Below are 20,212 nucleotides of genomic sequence, written 5' to 3' on the forward strand. Positions count from 1 at the left end.
TGGGCTGCCCGCCACCACCCCCATATCTTCACCAACAAGAACCTCAGGAGACACAGACCATGGCCAAGTGGACCTCTTTCCCACACGCTGGTGAATACACGTTCGATGCTGCAAGCATCAAGAAGCAATGGGCGCGCCTGCACAACGGCGACGCCGAGCCCGTCCCCAAAGAGCCGGCCGTGCTGCAGGCCTGGGCGCTGTTCCACAGCGGCGACTTCGAGAAGGCCGCCGCGGCCGGCATCGCCGCGGGCGGCGCGGGCATCACCGTCGCCAACAAGGCCACGGCGATCTATGCCAACTACCTGGAGCAAAAGGAAAAGACGCGGCTCGACCTCTTCATGCAGGTGGCAGAACGCGCCGCAGCGCAGGCCGCGGCAGAGCCCGGCAATGCCAACGCCTGGTACTGGCATGCGTATGCGCTGGGCCGCTACAGCCAGGGCATCAGCGTGGCCAAGGCGCTGGCGCAGGGCCTGGGCGGCAAGGTGAAGGAATCGCTGGAAAAAGCCATCGCCCTGTCGCCCAAGCATGCCGACGCCCGCATCGCCCTGGGCGCCTTCCATGCCGAGGTGATCGACAAGGTGGGCTCGCTGATCGGCGGCATGACCTATGGAGCCAAGAAGGACACGGGCCTGAAGCTGTTTCAGGAAGCGCTCAAGCTCAACCCCGGCTCGGCCATCGGCATGATCGAATACGCCAATGCGCTGGTCATGCTGGAAGGCGACAAGAAGATGAAGGAAGCCACCCAGCTGTACGAGAAAGCCGCCGCGAGCGAGCCGGCCGATGCCATGGAGCGCCTGGACATCGAGATGGCGCGCGCGGAGCTGGAAGAGGAGTAAGGGGGCATCCCCCTGAGGCGCTTCGCGCCTTCCCCCTTCTCTCGAATCACTGCGTGATTCGGGAATGGGGACACCGCCAGCGCCCGCAAGCGAGGCGCCGCCTTTGCGGCTTGGCGGCCCTTGCGCGGCGGTCGCTGGTCTGGGCAGCGACCGTTTCCACAGGTCGTGTGCAAAGAAACGCTCTTCCAGAGACTGAGCCGTCGAGGGATGGATAGGAACCACTCGGAGCCAGTGGAGGCCTACACCTCAAGATCTCACGCACAGCCGCCTGCAGCGGCAGCTCTCAGCCCCCGAAGCGCCGCGCGGCGATCTCCAGCAGTCCGTCGAAGATCAGGTTGTCCACCAGCTCGAAGGGGCGGGTCATGCTGGGCGCCATCTTCCAGCCCGCGCCGCCGGTCATCAGGCAGGCCGGCTCCTCGCCGCAGTGCTGGATCACGTGCTGCACCATGCGCTCCACGGCCCCTGCGATGGCATAGGTGCCGCCGCTGGTGAGCGCGTCGCTGGTGTTGGTGGGGAACATGCGCACCTCGCCCGTGGGCACATGCAGGCCTGCGGTGCCGGACTCCAGCGCCCGCAGCATGATGCCGTGGCCGGGCAGGATCAGCCCGCCCATGAAGCGGCCCTGGGCATCGATGCACTCCACCGTGACCGCCGTGCCCACCATCACCACCACCAGCGGGCGCGCGGGTCCCTGGCGCAGCACATGGTGGCGCGCGCCGACCATCGCCACCCAGCGGTCCGAGCCCAGGCGCGACGGATGGTCGTAGCCGTTGACCAGCCCCGCTTCTTCCGTGGACGAGACCACCCACGAGGGCTGCACGTCCCAGATCTCCATCTGCTCCTGCACGCGCCGCTTGACGGCATCGCCGGCCACCACGCAGCCCAGCATGCGCTCGGGGTGGCGCAGCGGCGCCCAGCTGCCTTCGGCGAGCCGGTCGATGTTGTCCAGGAATTCGGCGCCATGGGCCAGCAACGGGGCCCCGGGACGGGGTGCGTCGTACAAGGCCCACTTGAGGCGGGTGTTGCCGACGTCGATGGCCAGAAAAGTCATGCGGCGGATTATCACGAGTTTTGCCGCGCACCCTGATTCGGGGGCGACACAGGGCAACCCAGGGCAACAAGGGCCGAGACGGGGCGCGCCGCGGACGGTCGCCGGCGCGGTATTGTCAAAAATCGTTTCACGTCCCTGTCCGACACGGAGGGCGCGGGCTTTGCCGCTACATTGGTCCTTCCTGTTTTTGTTTCACTCTAGGAGGTACGACATGGGTCTTTTCAGTTTCATCAAGGAAGCCGGCGAAAAACTGTTCGGCGGCAAGGAAGCCCAGGCGGCCACTGCAGCAGCCCCCACGCAGGATGAACTCAACACCAAGGCGGCCAAGGCCATCGAGGCCTACATCGCGTCGCAAAGCCTGGGCGCCACCAACGTGCAGGTGGCCTTCGACGGCACGCAGGGCAAGGTCACCGTGAAGGGCACGGCCCCCACGCAGTCGGCGAAAGAAAAGGTCACCCTGTGCTGCGGCAACGTGGCCAACGTGACCAGCGTCGAAAACCTGATGGACGTGACCAACCCCGAGCCCGAAGCCCAGTACCACGACGTGGTGCGCGGCGACACGCTCTCGGCCATCGCCAAGAAGTTCTACGGCGATGCCAACAAGTACCCCGTGATCTTCGAGGCCAACAAGCCCATGCTGAGCCACCCGGACAAGATCTATCCAGGCCAGAAGCTGCGCATCCCCGCGGCTAAATAACCCCCTGAGTCGCCTTCGGCACCTTCCCCCATGGGGGACGCACCCGGTGGCCCGGCAAAGCCGGTTCCACGGGAAGGATGGGTCACCCCCTTAGCCGCTGCGCGTCTTCCCCCAAGGGGGACGCACCCGGTGGCCCGGCAAAGCCGGTTCCACGGGAAGGATGGGTCACCCCCTTAGCCGCTGCGCGCCTTCCCCCAAGGGGGACGCACCCGGTGGCTCGGCAAAGCCGGTTCCACGGGTGCACTGGCGGAGGGCGGGGGAAATATCGCGCGGCGGGTCGGCGCTATCGCTGGGCCGTCCAACACCGTCGAATTCAAAGAAAAATAGCTGCTACCGCTTGATGGACAAGCGCTAGCAGCTATTTTTTTAGGAGCATCAGCTCTGCTTCCATGGCAGGCCGTGGAAGCGCCAGCCGCCGCGTTGGCCGCGGTGGCCCTGGGCGTCGGGGTCGCCTTCGAAGCCTTCGAGGATGTTGTAGGCGGTCAGGCCCAGTTCCGTGGCGCGGCGGGCGGCGGCGATGGAGCGTACGCCGCTGCGGCACAGCAGCACGGCGGGGGTGCCGGCAGGGACTGCGGCGCGGATCTGTGCGTCGAAGTCGGGGTTCATGGCCATGCCGGGCCACTGCTTCCAGGCCACGGCCGCGGCGCCGGGCACCTGGCCGACCCAGTCGCGCTCGGCGTCGCTGCGCACGTCCACCAGCACGGCCTGGCCGGCCTCGACCCATTGCCAGGCCTGCTGCGGGGAAACATCGCCGGCGTATCCGTCGGCGGGGCTGATCGTCGGGCTTGCTGTCATCGGTCCACTCCTTCGTGTCTCAGTCTCGGGCCTTCACCACAGCGGCGCGGGCTCTTCGCGCAGGTGGCTGCGCAGCTGCGCGTAGTCGGGCACCACCGTGGCCACGGTGTCCCAAAAGCGCGGGCTGTGGTCCATCACGCGCAGGTGGGCCAGCTCGTGCGCCACCACGTAGTCGATGATGGCCGGGCGGTAATGCAGCAGCCGCCAGTTCAGGCGGATGGAGCCATCGGCCTTGGCGCTGCCCCAGCGGGTCTGCGCGCTCGACAGGCGCAGGCTGGCCCAGCGCACGCCCAGCAGCGGCGCAAAGTGGTCGAGCCGCGCGGTGAAGTGGCGGCGGGCATCGCGCATCAGCCAGGCCTGCACGGCATCGCGGATCTGCGCGGGGCTGGCGCTGTGGGGCAGGCCGATGTGCAGGCTGCGGGCTTCGGCCGGGGCTGCGCCTTCCGGCGCGGCAGCGCCGGGCACCTGGGGGGGCGAAGCCGGCGCGGCCGACACCAGCGCCCCACCCTTGCCGGTGAAGCCGTGGCTCGGGTCCAGCACCACGGTGAGCGGCTCGCCCAGGTGCGGCAGCACGGCGCCATGGGCCCAGACGATGCGCCCGCCCTCCATGCGCTGCTGGCGCTCGCGCGCTTCGGCGAGTTTGCGCAGGATCCAGTCGGCCTTCTCGCGCAGTGCTGCGTCCACGGCCGACAGCGTGACCCAGCTGGGCGCGCGCACCGCCAGCCCGTCGGCGCCCACGGTGAAGCCGATGGTGCGGCGCCGCGCGCGCGCCAGGGCATAGCCCACCACGGCGTCGCCCAGCAGCACCTCGCGGTTGGCCTGCGGATGGCGGAATTCGGCGGGGGACAGCAGCGAGGGCAGCGGCACGCCCGGGGTGTGCACGGGGGGCGTGCGGACGGCCGGGGGGGCAACGGCCGGGGCCGCGTCCGCTATATTTTCAGTAGCACCCCCCGCCCTTCCCTGGCGCGGCAGAGGCACTTTCGGTACGGAGGGGGGGCTGGCAGGCGGCACACCGGGCGCCCCGGGCGCTGCCGGGGGCGGGTCGAACAGGTCGAGCGCCAGTTGCACCAGCCGCTGCATCACGGTGGATTACTTCCCGGGCATGGTGGTGGTGACGCCGGTGGCAGCGGGGCTGGCGGCGGGATATGCCTCGGGGTCCAGGCGGCGCATCTCGGCCTCGATCCAGGCCTCCACCTCGCGCATCAGCTCTTCGGGCTGGCGGCCGGCACTGGGGATGGGCTTGCCGATGGACACGTCCACTACGCCGGGGCGCTTGATGAACGCCTTGCGCGGCCACACCTTGGCGGACGTCACCGCGATCGGCACCACCGGCGCGCCGGTGTCGATGGCCAGGCGCGTGCCGCCGGTCTTGTAGTTGCCCTTCTGGCCCCGCTCGATGCGGGTGCCTTCGGGGAACATGATGATCCAGATGCCCTTGTCCAGCAGCTTCTTGCCTTGCTGCACGACCTTGTTGAACGCCTGCGTGCGCTGGTTGCGGTCGATGTGGATCATGTCCAGCCGGCCGATGGACCACCCGAAGAACGGCACGTGCAGCAGCTCCTTCTTGAACACGTACGCCAGGGGGCGCGGCATGATCGACGGCATCAGGAAGGTCTCGTACGTGGACTGGTGCTTGACCAGCAGCACCGCCCCGGCGTTCTCGCCCTGCGGCAGGTTCTCCATGCCCATCACGTTGGCCCGCACGCCCAGGATCACCCGGGCGCTGCTGATGCACAGCGACAGCCACGCCCGCGCAATGCGGTAGAGCGGGCGCCCGCGCATGCCGAACAACGAGCCCAGCATGATGGCCAGCGTGTAGGGCACCACGGTGATGCCCATCCAGAGGAAGTGAAGGAGAGAACGGATGAAAGCCATGGAGTAAATCAAGCCTTTTAGGCCGCTACCGCTTGATGGACAAGCGCCAGCAGCTATCAATTAAATAGCATCGGGTGGAACCGCGGGAGCCAGCGCAGCGGCGGCGGGCGGTGCGGGCACCGGCACGGCAGGCAGCAGCCGGTCCACAAAATCGTTCAGGCTCGCATGCAGCACGGTGCCGGGCGGAAACCCCTCCGGCACCGCGCCGCGGGCATCGACCCGGGCCGACTGGCCGGTGCAGACCAGGTGCAGCTGCTGGGCCCCGGCGGCGGCGCCCGCCTGCAGGTGCGCGGCGCAGCTGCCCACCATCTGCACATCGTGCCGCTCCACACCGTAGCGGTCGCAGATCTGCTCGATCAGCCCCGGCGCGGGCTTGCGGCAGGCGCAGTCCTCGTCGGGCGCGTGGGGGCAGTAGAACACCGCATCGATGCGCCCGCCCACGGCGGCCAGCTGGCGGTGCATCTTGGCGTGGATGGCGTTGATGGCCATCACGTCGAACAGCCCGCGCCCCAGGCCCGGCTGGTTGGTGGCGACCACCACATGCCAGCCCGCGTGGTTGAGCCGCGCAATGGCTTCGAGCGCGCCGGGCACGGCGGTCCACTCGTCGGCGGTGGTGATGAAGTCCTCCCCCAGCGGATTGAGGGTGCCGTCGCGGTCGAGGATGGCGAGTTTCATGGGGCTTGGTTACCTTGTGAGAATCGCCAGCCTATCAGCTTGGGCCATCCGGTCAAACGGCCAGGCGGGAAAGGTCCGCGACGCGGTTCATCGCGTTGTGCAGCATCTTGAGCAGGCCCAGGCGGTTCATCCGCACATCCAGCTGCTCGGCGTTGACCATCACGTCGTCGAAGAACGCATCCACCGGCGCGCGCAGCACGGCCAGGGTCTGCAGGCTGGCGGTGTAGTCGCCGGCGTCGAACTGGGCGTTGGCCTCGGGCACAAAGCGCTGCAGCGCGGCGTACAGGTCCTGCTCGGCCTTTTCCTGCAGCAGGTCGGGGTTCACGTGAGCATCCACCGGGCCCTCGACCTCGGCCTTTTTCAGGATGTTGCCCACGCGCTTGTTGGCCGCGGCCAGGGCCGGGCTTTCGGGCAGCGCGGCAAAGGCGCGCACGGCCGCGAGCTGCTTTTCGACCAGGGCCAGGCGCTGCGGGCGCAGGGCCATGACGGCGTCCACTTCCTGCGCGCGGTAGCCCTGCTCGCGCAGGCTGCCGGCAAGGCGGTCGTAGATGAAGTCGGCCAGGGGCGCCGATGCGTCGGTGATCTTGTCGCCAAAGGCGGGCACCGCACTGGCGAGCAGGTCGTTGAGCTGCAGCGGCAGGTCTTTTTCGACCAGCATGCGGATCACGCCCAGCGCATGGCGGCGCAGCGCGAACGGGTCGCGGTCGCCGGTGGGCAGGTTGCCGATGCCGAACATGCCCACCAGGGTTTCGAGCTTGTCGGCCAGCGCCACCACCACGCCGGCGGTGTTGCGCGGCAGCGTGTCGCCCGCGAAGCGGGGCTTGTAGTGGTCTTCGATGGCGTGCGCCACGGTCTCGCCCAGGCCGTCGTTCAGCGCGTAGTAGCCGCCCATGATGCCCTGCAGCTCGGGGAACTCGCCCACCATGTCGGTCACAAGATCGGTCTTGGCCAGTTGCGCGGCCAAGTCGGCGTCTTGCACCAGTTGCGCATCACCCAGCTGCTGTGCGATGGCCTTGGCAATGGCGCGCACGCGCTCCACGCGCTCACCCTGCGTGCCCAGCTTGTTGTGATAGACCACCTTGCCGAGGCCCTCGACGCGCGAGGCCAGGGTCTTCTTGCGGTCCTGGTCGAAGAAGAACTTCGCGTCGGCCAGGCGCGGTCGCACCACGCGCTCGTTGCCGCCGGTCACGAAGCTCGTGTCTTCGGGACTGATGTTGCTGACCACCAGGAACTTGTGGGTGAGCTTGCCCGCGGCGTCGAGCAGCGGAAAGTACTTCTGGTTGGCCTTCATCGTGAGGATCAGGCATTCCTGCGGCACGTCGAGGAACTCGGTCTCGAACGAGCAGGTGACCACGTTGGGGCGTTCGACCAGCGCGGTCACTTCGTCGAGCAGCGCCTCGTCTTCGATGGGGCGCGCGCCGTTGCCCACCTGGGCGGCGGCCGCGGCCAGCTGGCGGGCGATCTCGGCCTTGCGCTCGGCAAAGGAGGCGATCACGGCGCCGTCCTTCTTGAGCGTGGCGGCGTAGCTGTCGGCGTGTGCCAGCACCACGGGCGACACGGCGGCTTCAAACCGGTGGCCCTGCGTGCTGTGGCCCGCCGACAGGCCCAGCGCCTTCACCGGCACCACGGTGCTGCCGTGCAGCGCGACCAGGCCGTGCGCGGGGCGCACGAAGTTCACGCTGGTCCAGCCGGGCAGTTCGCAGTCGGTCTCGAGCTGGTAGCTCATGACCTTGGGGATGGGCAGCTTGGCAATCGCCTCCTGCAGCGCTTTCTGCAGGCCGTCCTGCAGCGTAGCGCCAGGCACCACGCTGTCGTAGAACAGCGCCTCGGCCTTGCCGTCCTGCGCGCGCTTGAGCGCCGCCACGGCGGCTGCCGGGTCGGACACATCCGCGCCGAGGGCCTGCAGCTTTTTGAGCAGTGCCGGGCTCGCGTTGCCGCTGGCGTCGAGCCCCACGGCCACAGGCATGAGCTTTTGCTGCACGGCCTTGTCGGCGGCCTTGTCGGCCACGCCGGTCACGTGCGCGGCCAGGCGGCGGGGCGACGCGAAGGGCGTGACCACGGACGCTGCCGTGGCCAGGCCCTGCGCCTTGAGCTGGTCTCCCAGCACGGTGGCAAAGGCATCGCCCAGCTTTTGCAGCGCCTTGGGCGGCAGCTCTTCGACAAACAGTTCTACGAGAAGGTTTTGGGTCGTCGTCATGTTCTTGTTCTCTTTCGTCCGCTCAGGCTGCCTTCTTGGCCATTTGCTCCACCCACTCGCGCGGCGCCATGGGGAAGCCCAGGCGCTCGCGGCTCTCGTAGTAGCTTTGCGCCACGGCACGGGCCAGGTTGCGGATGCGGCCGATGTACGCGGCCCGCTCGGTCACGCTGATCGCGCCGCGCGCATCCAGCAGGTTGAAGCTGTGCGCGGCCTTGAGCACCTGCTCGTAGGCGGGCAGCGCCAGCTGCTGCTCCATCAGGTACTTGGCCTGCTTCTCGTGCGCGTTGAAGGCGGTGAACAAGAAGTCCGCGTCGCTGTGCTCGAAGTTGTAGGTGGACTGCTCGACCTCGTTTTGCTTGTAGACATCGCCATAGCTCAGCGTGTCGGTCCACTTGAGGTTGTAGACGTTGTCCACGCCCTGCAGGTACATCGCCAGGCGCTCCAGGCCATAGGTGATCTCGCCCGTGGCGGGCTTGCAGTCGATGCCGCCGACCTGCTGGAAGTAAGTGAACTGCGTCACCTCCATGCCGTTGAGCCACACCTCCCAGCCCAGGCCCCAGGCGCCCAGCGTGGGGTTCTCCCAGTCGTCCTCGACGAAGCGGATGTCGTTCTTCTTGAGGTCGAAACCGAGGGCTTCGAGCGAACCCAGGTACAGCTCCAGGATGTTGGCTGGCGCGGGCTTCAGGACCACCTGGTACTGGTAGTAGTGCTGCAGCCGGTTGGGGTTCTCGCCATAGCGGCCGTCCTTGGGGCGGCGGCTGGGCTGCACGTAGGCGGCCTTCCAGGGCTCGGGCCCGATGGCGCGCAGGAAGGTGGCGGTGTGCGAGGTGCCGGCGCCCACTTCCATGTCGTAGGGCTGCAAAAGAGCGCAACCCTGCGCGTCCCAGTAGGACTGCAGCTTCAGAATGATTTGCTGGAATGTCAACATGGCGTCTGTGGCACTGGCAAGCCAGGGCCGGGCAAGTAGGAGGAGAAAAAGAAAACGATGCAAGGCGTTGGCGCGACGCCTGCTGACCACCCCAGGCAGCACGGACGGGCATCGCACACGCGAACCGATCATTTTACGGCGCCGCAGCAAGGCCGCCCTGCAAACACCGCGACGCCAGCGCCAGTTGCTGCCAGCAGCCAGAGGTCCAAACCGCCCGCCCCATGAAAAAAGGCCAGGGCCCTCGTGGAGCCCCAGCCTTTCCAACCCATCCGCGCCGCCCATAAGCCACCGCGTGCAGGTGCCGCCCTTGCAGGCAACCATCGGCGCACAGCAGTGCGCCAAATCAATAAAAATCCGTCGCCCGACTCGCACAACCCAACGCCCAACTGGACGCGCCGTCATCGCGAGAGCACCCGTGGATCTGGCTTAGCCAGGCCACCGGGTGCGTCCCCCCTCCGGGGGGAAGGCGCGCAGCGCCTCAGGGGGGCTTCAATACTCCCAGAAAATCCGCTGCAGTTCCTTGCTGTCATTGGTCTTGGTCAGGGCCACCATCGCCAGGATGCGGGCCTTTTGCGGACGCAGGTCGTGCGCCACCACCCAGTCGTACTTGTCGTCGGGCTGCTCGGCATTGCGCAGCACGAACCCATCCGGCACGCGGGCCGAGCGGATCACCTGCACGCCCTTGCCGCGCAGCGCCTTGAGCGAATCCACCGCCTGGGCGGCCACCGAGCCGTTGCCGGTACCGGCGTGGATCAGCGCCTTCACGCCGGCCTTGCTGTAGGCCTCGATGCCGGTGGTGTTCATGTTGCCGTAGCCGTACACGATGTCCACCGCAGGCAGGGCCTGGATCTCGTCGATGTTGAACTCGGAATTGGCGGTGTGGCGCTTGACGGGCGCGCGGAACCAGTAGTTCTTGCCTTCCACCACCATGCCCAGCGGGCCCCACTGGCTCTTGAAGGCCTCGGTCTTGATGTTGATGGTCTTGCTCACGTCGCGGCCGCTCTGGATCTCGTCGTTCATGGTGACGAGCACGCCCTTGCCAGCCGCGTCCTTGCTGGCCGCCACGCTCACGGCGTCGTACAGGTTCAGCGCGCCGTCGGCCGACAGGGCCGTGCCGGGGCGCATGGAGCCGACCACCACGATGGGCTTGTTCGTGCGCACCACCAGGTTCAGGAAGTAGGCGGTTTCTTCCAGCGTGTCGGTGCCGTGGGTGATGACGATGCCGTCCACGTCGGCCTGCTTGGACAGGGCCGAGACGCGCTGGCCGAGCTTGAGCAGATGCTCGTTGGTGAAGCTCTCGGACGCGATCTGGAACACCTGCTCGCCGGAGACCTTGGCAACGCTGGCCAGCTCGGGCAGGCCGGCCAGCAGCTTGTCGACGGGCACCTTGGCCGCAGCGTAGGTGGCGCTGTTGGCCGCCGAGGCACCGGCGCCGGCAATGGTGCCGCCCGTGGCCAGCACCACAACGTGGGGCTGGGCGGCCTGGGCCATGGCCACGGCGGACGCGGCCGAGAGCAGCAGGCCGGCCAGCCAGCGGTGGGCAGCAACAGCGGCAGGTGGGGAAATACGCATGGTTAAAAAGTCTCCTGGAACAGGTGTGTCGTGTTGTGTGTCACGGCGCCTTTGTGGCCACCGCGCCGCTTTCGAGCGGTGGCGCATCCTATGAGAGATCGACACACACCGTTGCGGAATAATCAGCAACCCCATGTGAATTTCACTCACACCCCAAAACCAGTGATCGACATATGAACCTGCGGCAGCTGGAAGTTTTTCAGGCGGTGCTCCAGACCGGCAACATGAGCGCGGCGGCGCGGCTGCTGTGCATCACGCCGTCGGCCATCAGCAAGGCGGTGGCGCACACCGAGCTGCAGCTGGGCTACCGCCTGTTCGTGCGCACGCCGGCGGGCCTGACCCCCACGCCCGAGGCGCAGGTGCTGGCCTCCGAATCCACCGGCATCCACCGCCAGCTCGACGCATTGCGCCGCACCGCCCGCAACCTGGCTGCCAGCGACACTGGCGACGTGCGCATGGCCGCGATCCCGGCGGTGAGCCACGAGTTCTTGCCGCTGCTGCTGCAGCAGCACGCGCTGCGCTACCCGCAGGTGGGCGTGGAGGTGCGCACCATCCACCAGGACCAGATGACACAGGCGCTGCTCACGCGCAGCGTGGACTTCTGCCTGGGGTTCTACAAGCACCCGCATCCGCAGATCCGCAGCGAGCTGCTGGTGAGCGGGCGCATGTACCTGGCGGTGGCCGAGGCGCTGTGGAGCCGCGCGCCCCGCGCCACCTCGCACAGCGCCCGGCTGGCGCAGGTGCCGGTGATCCGCCTGGTGGGGGACGATCCCATGCGCCAGTCCATCGACGAGATCGCGCAGCGCCTGGGCACGCCGGCGGGGCCGGGCATCCAGGTGCAGACTTCGCGCCTGGCGCTGGAACTGGTGCGCCTGGGCATGGGCTGGACGGTGGTCGACTTTCTGACCGCCACGCGCCTGGACCCGGCGAGCATGGTCACGCTGGAGTTGCACGAACTGCCGCCGATCTCGCTGTACAGCTACCACGCACGATCGTCGCCACCGGGCCTGCAGGCCACGCGCATGCTGGCGATGCTGCCGGGGGTGCTGCATGGGGCGCTGTCGGGCCAGCCGGATCGGCGGGCATAAAGAAGAAAAAACCCGCACATCTCTCAGCGAGACAGCGGGTTTTCAAGGGCGTCAGCGACTGCGTGTGCTTCGTGTGCGGCCTGCAATATTGCAAGGCTGCAATTTGGCGAGGCTACAAAGACAACGAGAACACGCAAGGCGCCTCAGGCGGATCGCTCAAGCACTCCAGCGGCGCAGCACCAGGCTGGCGTTGGTGCCGCCAAAGCCGAAGCTGTTGGACAGCACCGTGGTCAGTTCCGCATCGCGGGTCTGCGTGACCAGCGGCATGGAGCCCAGCGCGGGGTCGGGCGTGTCCACGTTGGCCGAGCCGGCGATGAAACCCTTGTTCAGCATGATCATGCAGTAGATGGCCTCTTGCACACCCGTGGCGCCCAGCGAGTGGCCGGTGAGCGACTTGGTGGACGAGAACGGCGGCACCTTGTCGCCGAACAGCGCCTGCATGGCCCGCACTTCCTGCATGTCGCCCACGGGCGTGGAGGTGCCGTGGGTGTTGATGTAGTCGATGGGCGCATCAAGCCCCTCCATCGCCTGCTTCATGCAGGCAATGGCACCGTCGCCCGACGGGGCCACCATGTCTTCGCCGTCGCTGGTGGCGCCAAAGCCCACCACTTCGGCCAGGATGGTGGCGCCGCGCGCCTGGGCGTGCTCCAGGCTCTCCAGCACCACGGCGCCGCCGCCGCCGGCGATCACGAAGCCGTCGCGGTTGGCGTCGTAGGCGCGCGAGGCTTTCTCGGGCGTGTCGTTGTACTTGCTGGACATGGCGCCCATGCCGTCGAACAGCAGCGACATGCCCCAGGACAGCTCTTCGCCGCCGCCTGCGAACATCACGTCCTGCATGCCCCAGGCGATCTGCTGCGCGGCCGCGCCGATGCAGTGCGCCGACGTGGAGCAGGCAGACGTGATGGAGTAGTTGATGCCCTTGACCTTGAAGTTGGTCGCCAGGCACGCGGACACGGTGGAGCTCATGCAGCGCGTGACCTGGTAGGGCCCCACGCGGCGGATGCCCTTTTCGCGCAGCGTGTCGGCCGCCTCGATTTGGTTGTTGGGCGAGCCGCCGCCCGAGCCCATGATGAGGCCGGTGCGCGGGTGGCTGACCTGCTCGGGCGTGAGGCCGGCCTGGGCAATCGCGTCTTCCAGGGCGATCTGCGCGTACGCCGCGGCATCGCCCATGAAGCGCAGCTGCTTGCGGTCGATGCGCGACTCGATGTCGATCTCGGGCGCGCCGCCCACCTGGCTGCGCAGGCCCAGCTCCTTGAACTTTTCGACGGCCTTGATGCCGCTCTTGCTGGCGCGCAGCGAGGCCTCCACCGTGGCCAGGTCGTTGCCAATGCACGAGACGATGCCCGCGCCGGTGATGACTACGCGTTTCATGCTGCTGCTCCTGGTGCCCCCGCAGCCTGTTCCTCGCGCTTGAACAAGCCCACGCGCAGGTCATTGGCCACGTAGATTTCCTGGCCATCGGCCAGAAGGCGTGCATCGCCAATCGCCATGACCAGCTTGCGCTTGATCACGCGCTTGATGTCGATTTCGTAGGTCACGAGTTTCACGTTAGGGCCCACTTCGCCGGTGAACTTCACTTCACCAGCCCCGAGCGCCCGGCCCTTGCCCGGCAGGCGCAGCCAGGTCAGGTAAAAGCCGATCAGCTGCCACATGGCATCGAGCCCCAGGCAACCGGGCATGACCGGGTCGCCCTGGAAGTGGCAGGCAAAGAACCACAGGTCGGGACGCACGTCCAGTTCGGCGCGGATCTTTCCCAGACCGTGCTCGCCGCCATCGCTGTCGATGTGCGTGATGCGGTCGAACATCAGCATGGGCGGCAGCGGCAGGCGGCCACTGTCGGCGCCGAACAGCCGGCCCTCACCCGAGGCGATCAGTTGTTCGTAGGAAAAGGAATCAGCCATCTTCAGTCGTGCTCCAGAACGGCGGGTTGGCCCGCCTCAAATCATCGTTGTAACCCACATAAAACCCACACAAGCCCCCGCTTGTGGGGCTCCATTATCAAGGCAGCAGGCGCCGCGGCGCGTTTTGGCCTACCTGGGCGCCGGGGCTCCCCGCCGCACGCTGACGTGGATCAAGCCGCCTCCACCGTCCGCCGCCGCCGGGCCACCGCCGCAAAGACCACCGCCACGCCGCCCAGTATCCACAGCGGCCACAGCCCCCAGCGTGACACCCACCAGGCGTACGGCGTGATCGCCCAGCCCTCTTGCGCATCGAGCCCGCGGCCCCGCACCTCGCCCAGCAGAACGCCGCGGGTGTGGCGCTCCAGGGCGTGCGTCACCACCCCGCGGTGGTCGATGATGGCCGTGGCCCCGGTGTTGGTGGCGCGCACCATGGGGCGCTCGAACTCCAGGGCCCGCATGCGGCTGATGTGCAGGTGCTGGTCGATGGCCACCGTGTTGCCGAACCAGCCGATGTTGCTGAAATTGACGAACACCGTGGGCGCCTGGGCCGGGTCGATGAAGCGGGCGCCCAGCTCTTCGCCGAACAGATCCTCGTAGCAGATGTTGGGCGCTATGCGCTGGCCCGCCCAGGCGAACGAAGCCTGGCCCACCGCGCCGCGGTTGAAGTCGCCCAGCGGGATGTCCATCATGGCCGTGAACCACTTGAAGAACGGCGGGATGAACTCGCCAAACGGCACCAGGTGGTGCTTGTCGTAGCGGTACGGCTTGCCAGGCGGGGCCACGCCCGCGCCCATGCCCAGCACGGTGTTGGTGTAGCCGACGGTCTCGTCGCCCATCGGAATGCCCACCAGCGCCGCCTGCGGGCCCTGGGCGTAGCGCTGCTCGATGCCCTCGAGATACCCCGGAATCAGTTGCTGAGGCAGCAGCGGGATGGCGGTTTCTGGCGCCACCACCAGGTCGGCCCGGGCCTCCTGCAGTTGCCCGGCGTACCACTGGAGAGCCAGCGGCACGCCGCTGCCCGGCTGGAATTTCTCGTCCTGCGGGATGTTGCCCTGAAGCAACGCGAGGGTCAGGGGCTTGGCCTGCGCATGGGGGGGCGTGTAGCACAGGTTCACCGCGCAAAAGCGGTCGGCCGTGGCCGCGGCCAGCAGCACCGCGGCGGCGGCCGGTGCCACCCAGGTGCGCCAGCGGCCCAGGTCCGCGCCACGCAGCTGCACCACGTACATCGCCAGCGCCGCGGCCACGGCGCCCACACCGTAGACGCCGATATAGCGCGCCAGGGCCGCCAGTGGACCGTCGACGTGCGCGTAGCCCCCCGCGCCCCAGGGAAAGCCCGTCCACAGCGTACCGCGCGCCAGTTCGGCCAGCAGCCAGAATGCTCCGAAAAATATAGCACCCAGCGCACGACTGGAGGGCGACAGGCGGCAAAAAAGTCCCAGCATCGCGGCGTAGTAGCTGGCCAAAAACGCCGCCAGCCCCAGCACCGCCGCCACCGCCAGCGGGGCCGCGAGCCCCCCGTAGGTGTGCATGGAAATGAACAGCCACCAGAACGTGCCGCACAGCCACGCGGTGGCAAAAAGCCCGCCCGTCATCGCGCCGCGCCGCCAGCCGATGGCCTGCGTCGGGGACGGCCGCACCAGCCAGGCCAGTACCGCCATCGACAGCAGCTGCAGCCACCACAGCGGCTCGCCGCTGCCGGGCCAGGCCAGCGACGCGGCCTGGGCCAGGCCCGCGGCCACCGCCAGCACCGCCTGCGGGACCAGCGGCAGTCCCGCAGATGCTCGGACGCGCGCCATCACTCGCCGCTGGCGCCGGGCTCTTGCGCCCGCGACACCTTGAACCAGCGCACCGCCCCACCCTTGGTGTGCAGCACGACGAAGTTCAGCCCCGACAGTTGCAGATGTTCGCCCCGCTTGGGCACGTGGCCCATTTCATGGGCGATGAGGCCGCCGATGGTGTCGAAGTGCTCTCCGGGGTCGCTGCCCTGGATCAGCACGTCGAACGCCTCGCAGACACGCTCGATGGAGGTGTCGCCGCTCACGCGGTAGGTGTGGTCGGCCAGGCCGAAGATGTCGCCGTCGTCCTCGGGGATGTCGAACTCGTCCTCGATCTCACCCACGATCTGCTCGAGCACGTCTTCGATGGTAATGAGCCCCGCCACGCGGCCGAACTCGTCGATCACTATCGCCAGATGGCTGCGGTTGCCGCGGAACTCGCGCAGCAGGTCGTTCAGGCCCTTGCTCTCGGGCACGAAGATGGCGGGGCGCAGCAGCGCGCGGATGTTGAGCTCGGGCGCCCGCTGCAGCTTGAGCAGGTCCTTGGCCAGCAGAATGCCGATGATGTTCTCGCGCTCGCCCTGGTACACCGGAAAGCGCGAGTGCGCGGTGTGGATGACCAGGTTGAGCAGGTCTTCGAACGGCGCTTCGATGTTGATCAGATCCATCCGCGGCGCGGCGACCATCACGTCGCCCGCCGTCATGTCGGCCATGCGGATCACGCGCTCGAGCATCACACGCGCTTCGGCGCCAATGACCTCGTTGTCTTCGGCCTCGGCCAGGGTCTCGATGAGTTCTTCCGTGGAGTCCGGGCCGGGGTGGATGAACTCGGCCACTTTCTGCAGGAAGGTGCGCTTGTCTTCCCTTTCGGGCGGTCGCCCAGGGTGCGCGGGGTGCGGCTCGGACACTGTCTTGGAGTGCAGGACGTGCGGTAGTGGATCAGGCCCCTAGGATAGCGGATTGTTGTGACAGGGCGTCGCTCGCCGTGCACCGGCCCCGCACCCGCCCATCTCCACGACCGTCCCGCGGGCGGGGCGGATGCATGCCCCCGCCGTTCATTCGGCCGACTGGTGGCGCGCGTGCTGCACGCCGCTGCGCACTTCCTGCACGTTGGCCAGGAAATCCCAGAACTGCTTGGCCTGCTTCTTGAGCTGGTAGTCCACCTCGGCGAACTGCTGGCCCACGATCTCGGCCATGCGGGTATCAAAGCTGGCAGGCGGAATCTGCAGGTACGCCTCGGACTCCGAGCCGTCGCGGCGCACCGTGGCACCGGCGCTGCGTGCGATCTTGAGCATGGCCGTGTTTTCGGACAGCGCATGGATGAACACCATGTTCACGCCTTCGTTGCGGGCGTGCATCACGGCGCGCTCGAACAGCCGCGCGCCGAACCCGCGGCCCCGGGCCTGCTTGAGCACGGACACGCCGAATTCCGCGCAGTGCTTGTGCTCGGGGTGTTCGGAAAAAGCCAGATGGGCCATCGCGATGAGTTCGAGGCGGCGGTTGTAGATGCCGAAGATCTCGTCGCGGTTGAAATCGAGTTGCTCGGCGTAGCGGCGGATCTGCTCGTCGTTGGCCGCATAGCCGAACCGCAGGTAGCGGTCCGACGGCTCCAGCTGCAACAGATGCTGGGTGATGCGCTCGCGGTACGAGGGCCCCAGGGCACGGATGGGAACCATCACGGGAACCTCCTTCTTGACGCGGCTTTCCGCCGCCGATGGAGCACCTGTCACAGGGCGCAGCATGCCCCTGCCTGCATACCAGGATGCCTTGAGCCAGTCTTTCGTTGCGAACATGGATCGAATATAAGGGTTTTCCCTCACTATTTCCACACTTTTTGTTGCATTGCAGCAAAGTAGTGAGGTGACTCAGTTTACGGTCGTAAATGGCATTTACGCTTGCTGGCAGTTCGTCGCATGCTATTAAAAATATAGCAAACATCACCGTGACGGCCCCGCAACAGTCCCTGACGCGACCTTTGCGCTACCGGCGATGCCGCGCATCCAGCACATCGGGAGCCCGAACAGGCGACAGAAGCGGCGCGACCACCTGGCTACTTTGCAACCAACGGGCTATCAGGCATCCGGAGCAAATCCAGAGGGTGTGATCTTGCAGGATCGCCCTGCAATGCCGGGGCAACTACACAGTCGCCCGCGGGTAGCACACCTCGCGCTTGCCCCGCATTCCCATCAACGCCACGTGGAAGCCGGAGCACCGCAACGCGGTCAACCAACAGCGCCACATGGTCGCCCAACTGAAGGTCCAGTTGTTTCAAGCGTTCGGTGTCGCCAACCTTGACATTGCCCTCCCATGCCTCGATGCGCACTGACTGCATGTTTTTCGCACTGACTTCGAGCAGAGGATTCTTACCTTTCGTCGCACGCTCATCGCATGCAGCGTCGTTTTTGTCCGCTGAGGCCGGCCCGCCAGCCGCACAACGACCGCATTGCGTCGATTGCAGGTCCAGATGGGCCACCTCGCCACGCACCTCCACGGAACGGCCGGAGACCTGTAGGCGCTCTACAGGCTCCAGGGCCTCCACCAACGCATGCGAAAGCGCCAAGCCCTGGAAGTGCTTCGGCAGCTTGATTTTGCCGATCCATTGGTCTTGCACGTCGGAAGTCTCCGCGTTCTGGGGGAGTTCCCGGGGCTTCCAGCGCAGAACCAGGGTGTCGCCCTCGCGTACCACTGTCAGCGGCGGCTCGGCATGCCAACCGGGCCGTTCTTGTGCCCGTGCCCCTTTGCGGCGGCCTTCTCGTCGAAGGTGAAGACTTAGAGTGATATCGCTTGTATTGCTTAGCACGACACGCGTTGGGGGCACATAGCCTTGTGCGTCGTCGGAATCGCCATCGATGCGCAGTCGCGTAACGCCTATCAGTTGTGCAGCAGGGATGGTGTATTCGCGGCTGTCGCCGTCCTTGGCCTTGAAGCGGTCCATCCCGCTGATGGCCAGCAGGACCCAGAACATGACGAACACACCGGCAAAGAGCCAGGGGCCCAGCTTGCGCGGCGCGCCCGCACGGGAGCGAAACCGCGCCATCACGTGAGCTCCTTTTCGCGCAGGTGCTGGTAGGTTTGCCACCACAGCAGCATCGGCAGGGCCAGCCAGAGCGCGGCGTTCAGTGCATGGGTCTCGGCGCCCAGCGTTGCAGCCCCGTCCCGCCACCAGGCAAAGAGCACCTCGTCCCGCGGACGCGACAGCACGGAGACCATGACCGTGGCGATGAACAGCACCACGCCGAGCACCAAGGTCTTGAGCATCGCCACCTTGCGAAAGTACAGCGAGCCCGTCACGGCCGCCCCCTGCAGGGCCCAGGCGGCAATGAAGAGCCCCCATTGCTGCGGAATGCTGAGCAGGGCTTCGCGCAGCGGCTGGCGCAGCAGCGGCACGAAGAGCGCGTAGTTCTGCGGATCGAGGTTGGCAGGGTCCGCCCAGGCCGTCCGCATCGCCAGCGCCACACCCTGCGCAGGCCACGAGATCGCCAGGAACAACAGTGTGTAGGCCACGGGGTATCCGACGACCACGATGCCTACGCACAGCAGCCACTTTTCCAGCACCGACGCCGGACGCATCAACACCAGCAGCGCGGACTCGCGCCGCGCCATGCCGTCGAAGTACCGCCCCGCAAACACGAAACCCGTGAGGTACAGCCCCCAGAAGTAGAAGGCCGACTGCCCCCCGGTCACAAACACTTCTCCGCGCGACACGCTCAGGCTGAACACCAGCAGCACGCAGTACAGGATGCCCGTCACCAGCAGGTGGCCCAGGTACTGCCGCATGTGCTCCGCCCAGTGCGCACGGGCCAGCAGCGTGAAGCGGTGCCACGAAAACGAGGCGCTGCCTGCGCTCGACAGTGGTGTGGATGCGGGTGCAGATGGGTGGTTGTTTGCGTTGCTCATGCCGTCTCCCTGGCCGCCGGGGCCGCGCGCAGCGGGGCCAGTGCCTGCAGCACCTGGTCCCGGTTCAGGCTCAGCGCCTTGTACAAAAGCTCCAGTTGCACCGAGCTGCCTGTCGGCACGGTCGCGCCAGGCTCGTTGGAGCGCAGAGCGACATAGGCCAGTTGCTGGCCGATGCGCTCCTGGTACAGCAGCGCGCCGCCTGCCTGCACGCGCGCAGCGTCGTCGTCCTGCGCCACGCCCATGTGCAGCCAGCGCGCCAGCTCGTCCATGCGCGCCGACAGCGCCAGCCGCCCCTGGTCGATGAACCAGATGTGGCTCAGGATGCTCTCCAGGTCGTGCGCCTGGTGGGTGCTGATGAGCACCGCGCGGTGGGCGTGCTCGGGGCGCTGCAGGAGCTTGCGAAACTGTGTGCGGCCCACGATGTCGAGGCCGTTGGTGGGCTCGTCCATCAGCAGCAGCGGCGTGCACGTGGCCAGTGCGAAGGCGATGGCGGCCTTCTTTTTCTGTCCCAGGCTCATGGACTCGAACCGCGCGGTGGCCGGCACCTCCAGCTCCGCCAGGTACTCGTTCAGCAGCGCGTTTGAAAAGCGCGGGTAGAACACGCCCTGCGTGGCGGCCAGTTGCGCGCACGTCAGATTGGGCAGGTGGAATTCTTCCGGCACGATGTAGATGGACGCCAGCAGGTCCGCAGCGCGTGCGCGGGGGTTGCGCCCCAGCACCTGCAAGTGCCCGGCCCAGGGCGTGAGCAGGCCGCAGATCAGCTTGAGCAGCGTGGACTTGCCGCTACCGTTGCGCCCGAAAAGGCCGTAGATGCCGGGCTGCTCCACACGGGCGGCAAAGCCGTCATACAGCAGGTGTCGGCCATAGCCGAACTGCAGGTTGTCGATAGCGATCATGAACAATCCGTAACACCCCCGGGGCCGAG

At 67.2% G+C, this 20,212-nt stretch carries 19 protein-coding genes; 3 read left to right on the plus strand and 16 right to left on the minus strand.

Features of this window, described 5'->3' with window-relative positions:
• Positions 1-59: 59 nt before the first annotated feature.
• The gene (locus tag ACSQ3D_RS04595) at positions 60-836 is read left to right on the plus strand and encodes a hypothetical protein (protein ID WP_436126061.1); all 777 of its coding nucleotides are present in this window, start codon (positions 60-62) and stop codon (positions 834-836) included.
• A gap of 283 nt (positions 837-1,119) precedes the next feature.
• On the opposite strand, the gene ACSQ3D_RS04600 is transcribed toward ACSQ3D_RS04595, so the two are convergent.
• Positions 1,120-1,887, minus strand: coding sequence for a type III pantothenate kinase (locus tag ACSQ3D_RS04600; RefSeq protein ID WP_056164110.1), 768 nt, complete (start codon positions 1,885-1,887; stop codon positions 1,120-1,122).
• Between the two features lie 211 nt (positions 1,888-2,098).
• On the opposite strand from ACSQ3D_RS04600, the gene lysM reads away from it, so the two are divergent.
• On the plus strand, positions 2,099-2,584 hold the full coding sequence (gene lysM / locus ACSQ3D_RS04605) for a peptidoglycan-binding protein LysM (protein WP_056413966.1): 486 nt from the start codon (positions 2,099-2,101) through the stop codon (positions 2,582-2,584).
• A gap of 375 nt (positions 2,585-2,959) precedes the next feature.
• Here lysM and ACSQ3D_RS04610 read toward each other — a convergent pair whose 3' ends face one another.
• From ACSQ3D_RS04610 to ACSQ3D_RS04640, 7 genes are all read right to left on the minus strand, one after another.
• On the minus strand, positions 2,960-3,379 hold the full coding sequence (locus ACSQ3D_RS04610; RefSeq protein WP_056413968.1) for a rhodanese-like domain-containing protein: 420 nt from the start codon (positions 3,377-3,379) through the stop codon (positions 2,960-2,962).
• A 33-nt stretch (positions 3,380-3,412) separates the two neighbouring features.
• A complete protein-coding gene (locus tag ACSQ3D_RS04615; protein ID WP_436126183.1) occupies positions 3,413-4,459 on the minus strand; it encodes a M48 family metallopeptidase in 1,047 nt (348 codons plus the stop codon).
• Between the two features lie 9 nt (positions 4,460-4,468).
• Positions 4,469-5,254 (minus strand): lysophospholipid acyltransferase family protein, encoded by a 786-nt coding sequence (locus ACSQ3D_RS04620; protein WP_436126062.1) that lies wholly within the window; start codon positions 5,252-5,254, stop codon positions 4,469-4,471.
• A gap of 60 nt (positions 5,255-5,314) precedes the next feature.
• Entirely contained in the window at positions 5,315-5,929 is a 615-nt protein-coding gene (gmhB, locus tag ACSQ3D_RS04625; protein ID WP_056413976.1) for a D-glycero-beta-D-manno-heptose 1,7-bisphosphate 7-phosphatase, read from the minus strand.
• 52 nt (positions 5,930-5,981) lie between these two features.
• Positions 5,982-8,126 (minus strand): glycine--tRNA ligase subunit beta, encoded by a 2,145-nt coding sequence (gene glyS / locus ACSQ3D_RS04630; RefSeq protein ID WP_436126063.1) that lies wholly within the window; start codon positions 8,124-8,126, stop codon positions 5,982-5,984.
• Between the two features lie 22 nt (positions 8,127-8,148).
• Positions 8,149-9,054, minus strand: coding sequence for a glycine--tRNA ligase subunit alpha (gene glyQ / locus ACSQ3D_RS04635; protein WP_056413984.1), 906 nt, complete (start codon positions 9,052-9,054; stop codon positions 8,149-8,151).
• A 489-nt stretch (positions 9,055-9,543) separates the two neighbouring features.
• Entirely contained in the window at positions 9,544-10,626 is a 1,083-nt protein-coding gene (locus ACSQ3D_RS04640) for a type II asparaginase (protein ID WP_396506060.1), read from the minus strand.
• A gap of 173 nt (positions 10,627-10,799) precedes the next feature.
• Between ACSQ3D_RS04640 and ACSQ3D_RS04645 the strand changes: the two genes are divergently transcribed.
• Complete coding sequence (locus ACSQ3D_RS04645; RefSeq protein ID WP_396506062.1) at positions 10,800-11,714, plus strand: LysR family transcriptional regulator; 915 nt, start codon at positions 10,800-10,802, stop codon at positions 11,712-11,714.
• 156 nt (positions 11,715-11,870) lie between these two features.
• On the opposite strand, the gene fabB is transcribed toward ACSQ3D_RS04645, so the two are convergent.
• The 8 genes from fabB to ACSQ3D_RS04685 form a co-directional block, all read right to left on the minus strand.
• The gene (gene fabB / locus ACSQ3D_RS04650) at positions 11,871-13,085 is read right to left on the minus strand and encodes a beta-ketoacyl-ACP synthase I (protein ID WP_436126064.1); all 1,215 of its coding nucleotides are present in this window, start codon (positions 13,083-13,085) and stop codon (positions 11,871-11,873) included.
• Positions 13,082-13,615, minus strand: a complete 534-nt coding sequence (gene fabA / locus ACSQ3D_RS04655; protein ID WP_056413993.1) for a 3-hydroxyacyl-[acyl-carrier-protein] dehydratase FabA — start codon at positions 13,613-13,615, stop codon at positions 13,082-13,084. Before fabA ends, fabB begins: the two co-directional genes overlap by 4 nt.
• 170 nt (positions 13,616-13,785) lie before the next feature.
• Positions 13,786-15,411 (minus strand): apolipoprotein N-acyltransferase, encoded by a 1,626-nt coding sequence (gene lnt / locus ACSQ3D_RS04660; RefSeq protein ID WP_436126065.1) that lies wholly within the window; start codon positions 15,409-15,411, stop codon positions 13,786-13,788.
• Entirely contained in the window at positions 15,411-16,298 is an 888-nt protein-coding gene (locus tag ACSQ3D_RS04665) for an HlyC/CorC family transporter (RefSeq protein WP_056413999.1), read from the minus strand. The genes lnt and ACSQ3D_RS04665 overlap by 1 nt, the downstream gene beginning before the upstream one ends.
• A 147-nt stretch (positions 16,299-16,445) precedes the next feature.
• Positions 16,446-17,183, minus strand: coding sequence for an N-acetyltransferase family protein (locus ACSQ3D_RS04670; protein WP_436126066.1), 738 nt, complete (start codon positions 17,181-17,183; stop codon positions 16,446-16,448).
• Positions 17,184-17,440: 257 nt separating this feature from the next.
• On the minus strand, positions 17,441-18,427 hold the full coding sequence (locus ACSQ3D_RS04675) for a hypothetical protein (protein WP_436126067.1): 987 nt from the start codon (positions 18,425-18,427) through the stop codon (positions 17,441-17,443).
• Positions 18,427-19,287: a hypothetical protein gene (locus ACSQ3D_RS04680; protein WP_436126068.1), complete on the minus strand. Its 861-nt coding sequence runs from the start codon at positions 19,285-19,287 to the stop codon at positions 18,427-18,429. The genes ACSQ3D_RS04675 and ACSQ3D_RS04680 overlap by 1 nt, the downstream gene beginning before the upstream one ends.
• Positions 19,284-20,183, minus strand: coding sequence for an ATP-binding cassette domain-containing protein (locus tag ACSQ3D_RS04685; protein WP_056414208.1), 900 nt, complete (start codon positions 20,181-20,183; stop codon positions 19,284-19,286). Before ACSQ3D_RS04685 ends, ACSQ3D_RS04680 begins: the two co-directional genes overlap by 4 nt.
• Positions 20,184-20,212: the final 29 nt, after the last annotated feature.

This window comes from Acidovorax sp. LjRoot117, assembly GCF_964252695.1.
In the GTDB taxonomy this organism is placed as follows: Bacteria; Pseudomonadota; Gammaproteobacteria; order Burkholderiales; family Burkholderiaceae_C; genus Acidovorax.

Coding starts and splice junctions, on each gene's coding strand:
- ACSQ3D_RS04610 (WP_056413968.1), bottom strand. CDS start 3,379: ATGACAGCAAGCCCGACGATCAGCCCCGCCGACGGATACGCCGGCGAT.
- ACSQ3D_RS04685 (WP_056414208.1), bottom strand. CDS start 20,183: ATGATCGCTATCGACAACCTGCAGTTCGGCTATGGCCGACACCTGCTG.
- lnt (WP_436126065.1), bottom strand. CDS start 15,411: ATGGCGCGCGTCCGAGCATCTGCGGGACTGCCGCTGGTCCCGCAGGCG.
- fabA (WP_056413993.1), bottom strand. CDS start 13,615: ATGGCTGATTCCTTTTCCTACGAACAACTGATCGCCTCGGGTGAGGGC.
- ACSQ3D_RS04675 (WP_436126067.1), bottom strand. CDS start 18,427: ATGGCGCGGTTTCGCTCCCGTGCGGGCGCGCCGCGCAAGCTGGGCCCC.
- ACSQ3D_RS04595 (WP_436126061.1), top strand. CDS start 60: ATGGCCAAGTGGACCTCTTTCCCACACGCTGGTGAATACACGTTCGAT.
- ACSQ3D_RS04620 (WP_436126062.1), bottom strand. CDS start 5,254: ATGGCTTTCATCCGTTCTCTCCTTCACTTCCTCTGGATGGGCATCACC.
- gmhB (WP_056413976.1), bottom strand. CDS start 5,929: ATGAAACTCGCCATCCTCGACCGCGACGGCACCCTCAATCCGCTGGGG.
- ACSQ3D_RS04645 (WP_396506062.1), top strand. CDS start 10,800: ATGAACCTGCGGCAGCTGGAAGTTTTTCAGGCGGTGCTCCAGACCGGC.
- ACSQ3D_RS04615 (WP_436126183.1), bottom strand. CDS start 4,459: ATGCAGCGGCTGGTGCAACTGGCGCTCGACCTGTTCGACCCGCCCCCG.
- ACSQ3D_RS04680 (WP_436126068.1), bottom strand. CDS start 19,287: ATGAGCAACGCAAACAACCACCCATCTGCACCCGCATCCACACCACTG.
- ACSQ3D_RS04600 (WP_056164110.1), bottom strand. CDS start 1,887: ATGACTTTTCTGGCCATCGACGTCGGCAACACCCGCCTCAAGTGGGCC.
- glyQ (WP_056413984.1), bottom strand. CDS start 9,054: ATGTTGACATTCCAGCAAATCATTCTGAAGCTGCAGTCCTACTGGGAC.
- lysM (WP_056413966.1), top strand. CDS start 2,099: ATGGGTCTTTTCAGTTTCATCAAGGAAGCCGGCGAAAAACTGTTCGGC.
- fabB (WP_436126064.1), bottom strand. CDS start 13,085: ATGAAACGCGTAGTCATCACCGGCGCGGGCATCGTCTCGTGCATTGGC.
- ACSQ3D_RS04670 (WP_436126066.1), bottom strand. CDS start 17,183: ATGTTCGCAACGAAAGACTGGCTCAAGGCATCCTGGTATGCAGGCAGG.
- ACSQ3D_RS04640 (WP_396506060.1), bottom strand. CDS start 10,626: ATGCGTATTTCCCCACCTGCCGCTGTTGCTGCCCACCGCTGGCTGGCC.
- glyS (WP_436126063.1), bottom strand. CDS start 8,126: ATGACGACGACCCAAAACCTTCTCGTAGAACTGTTTGTCGAAGAGCTG.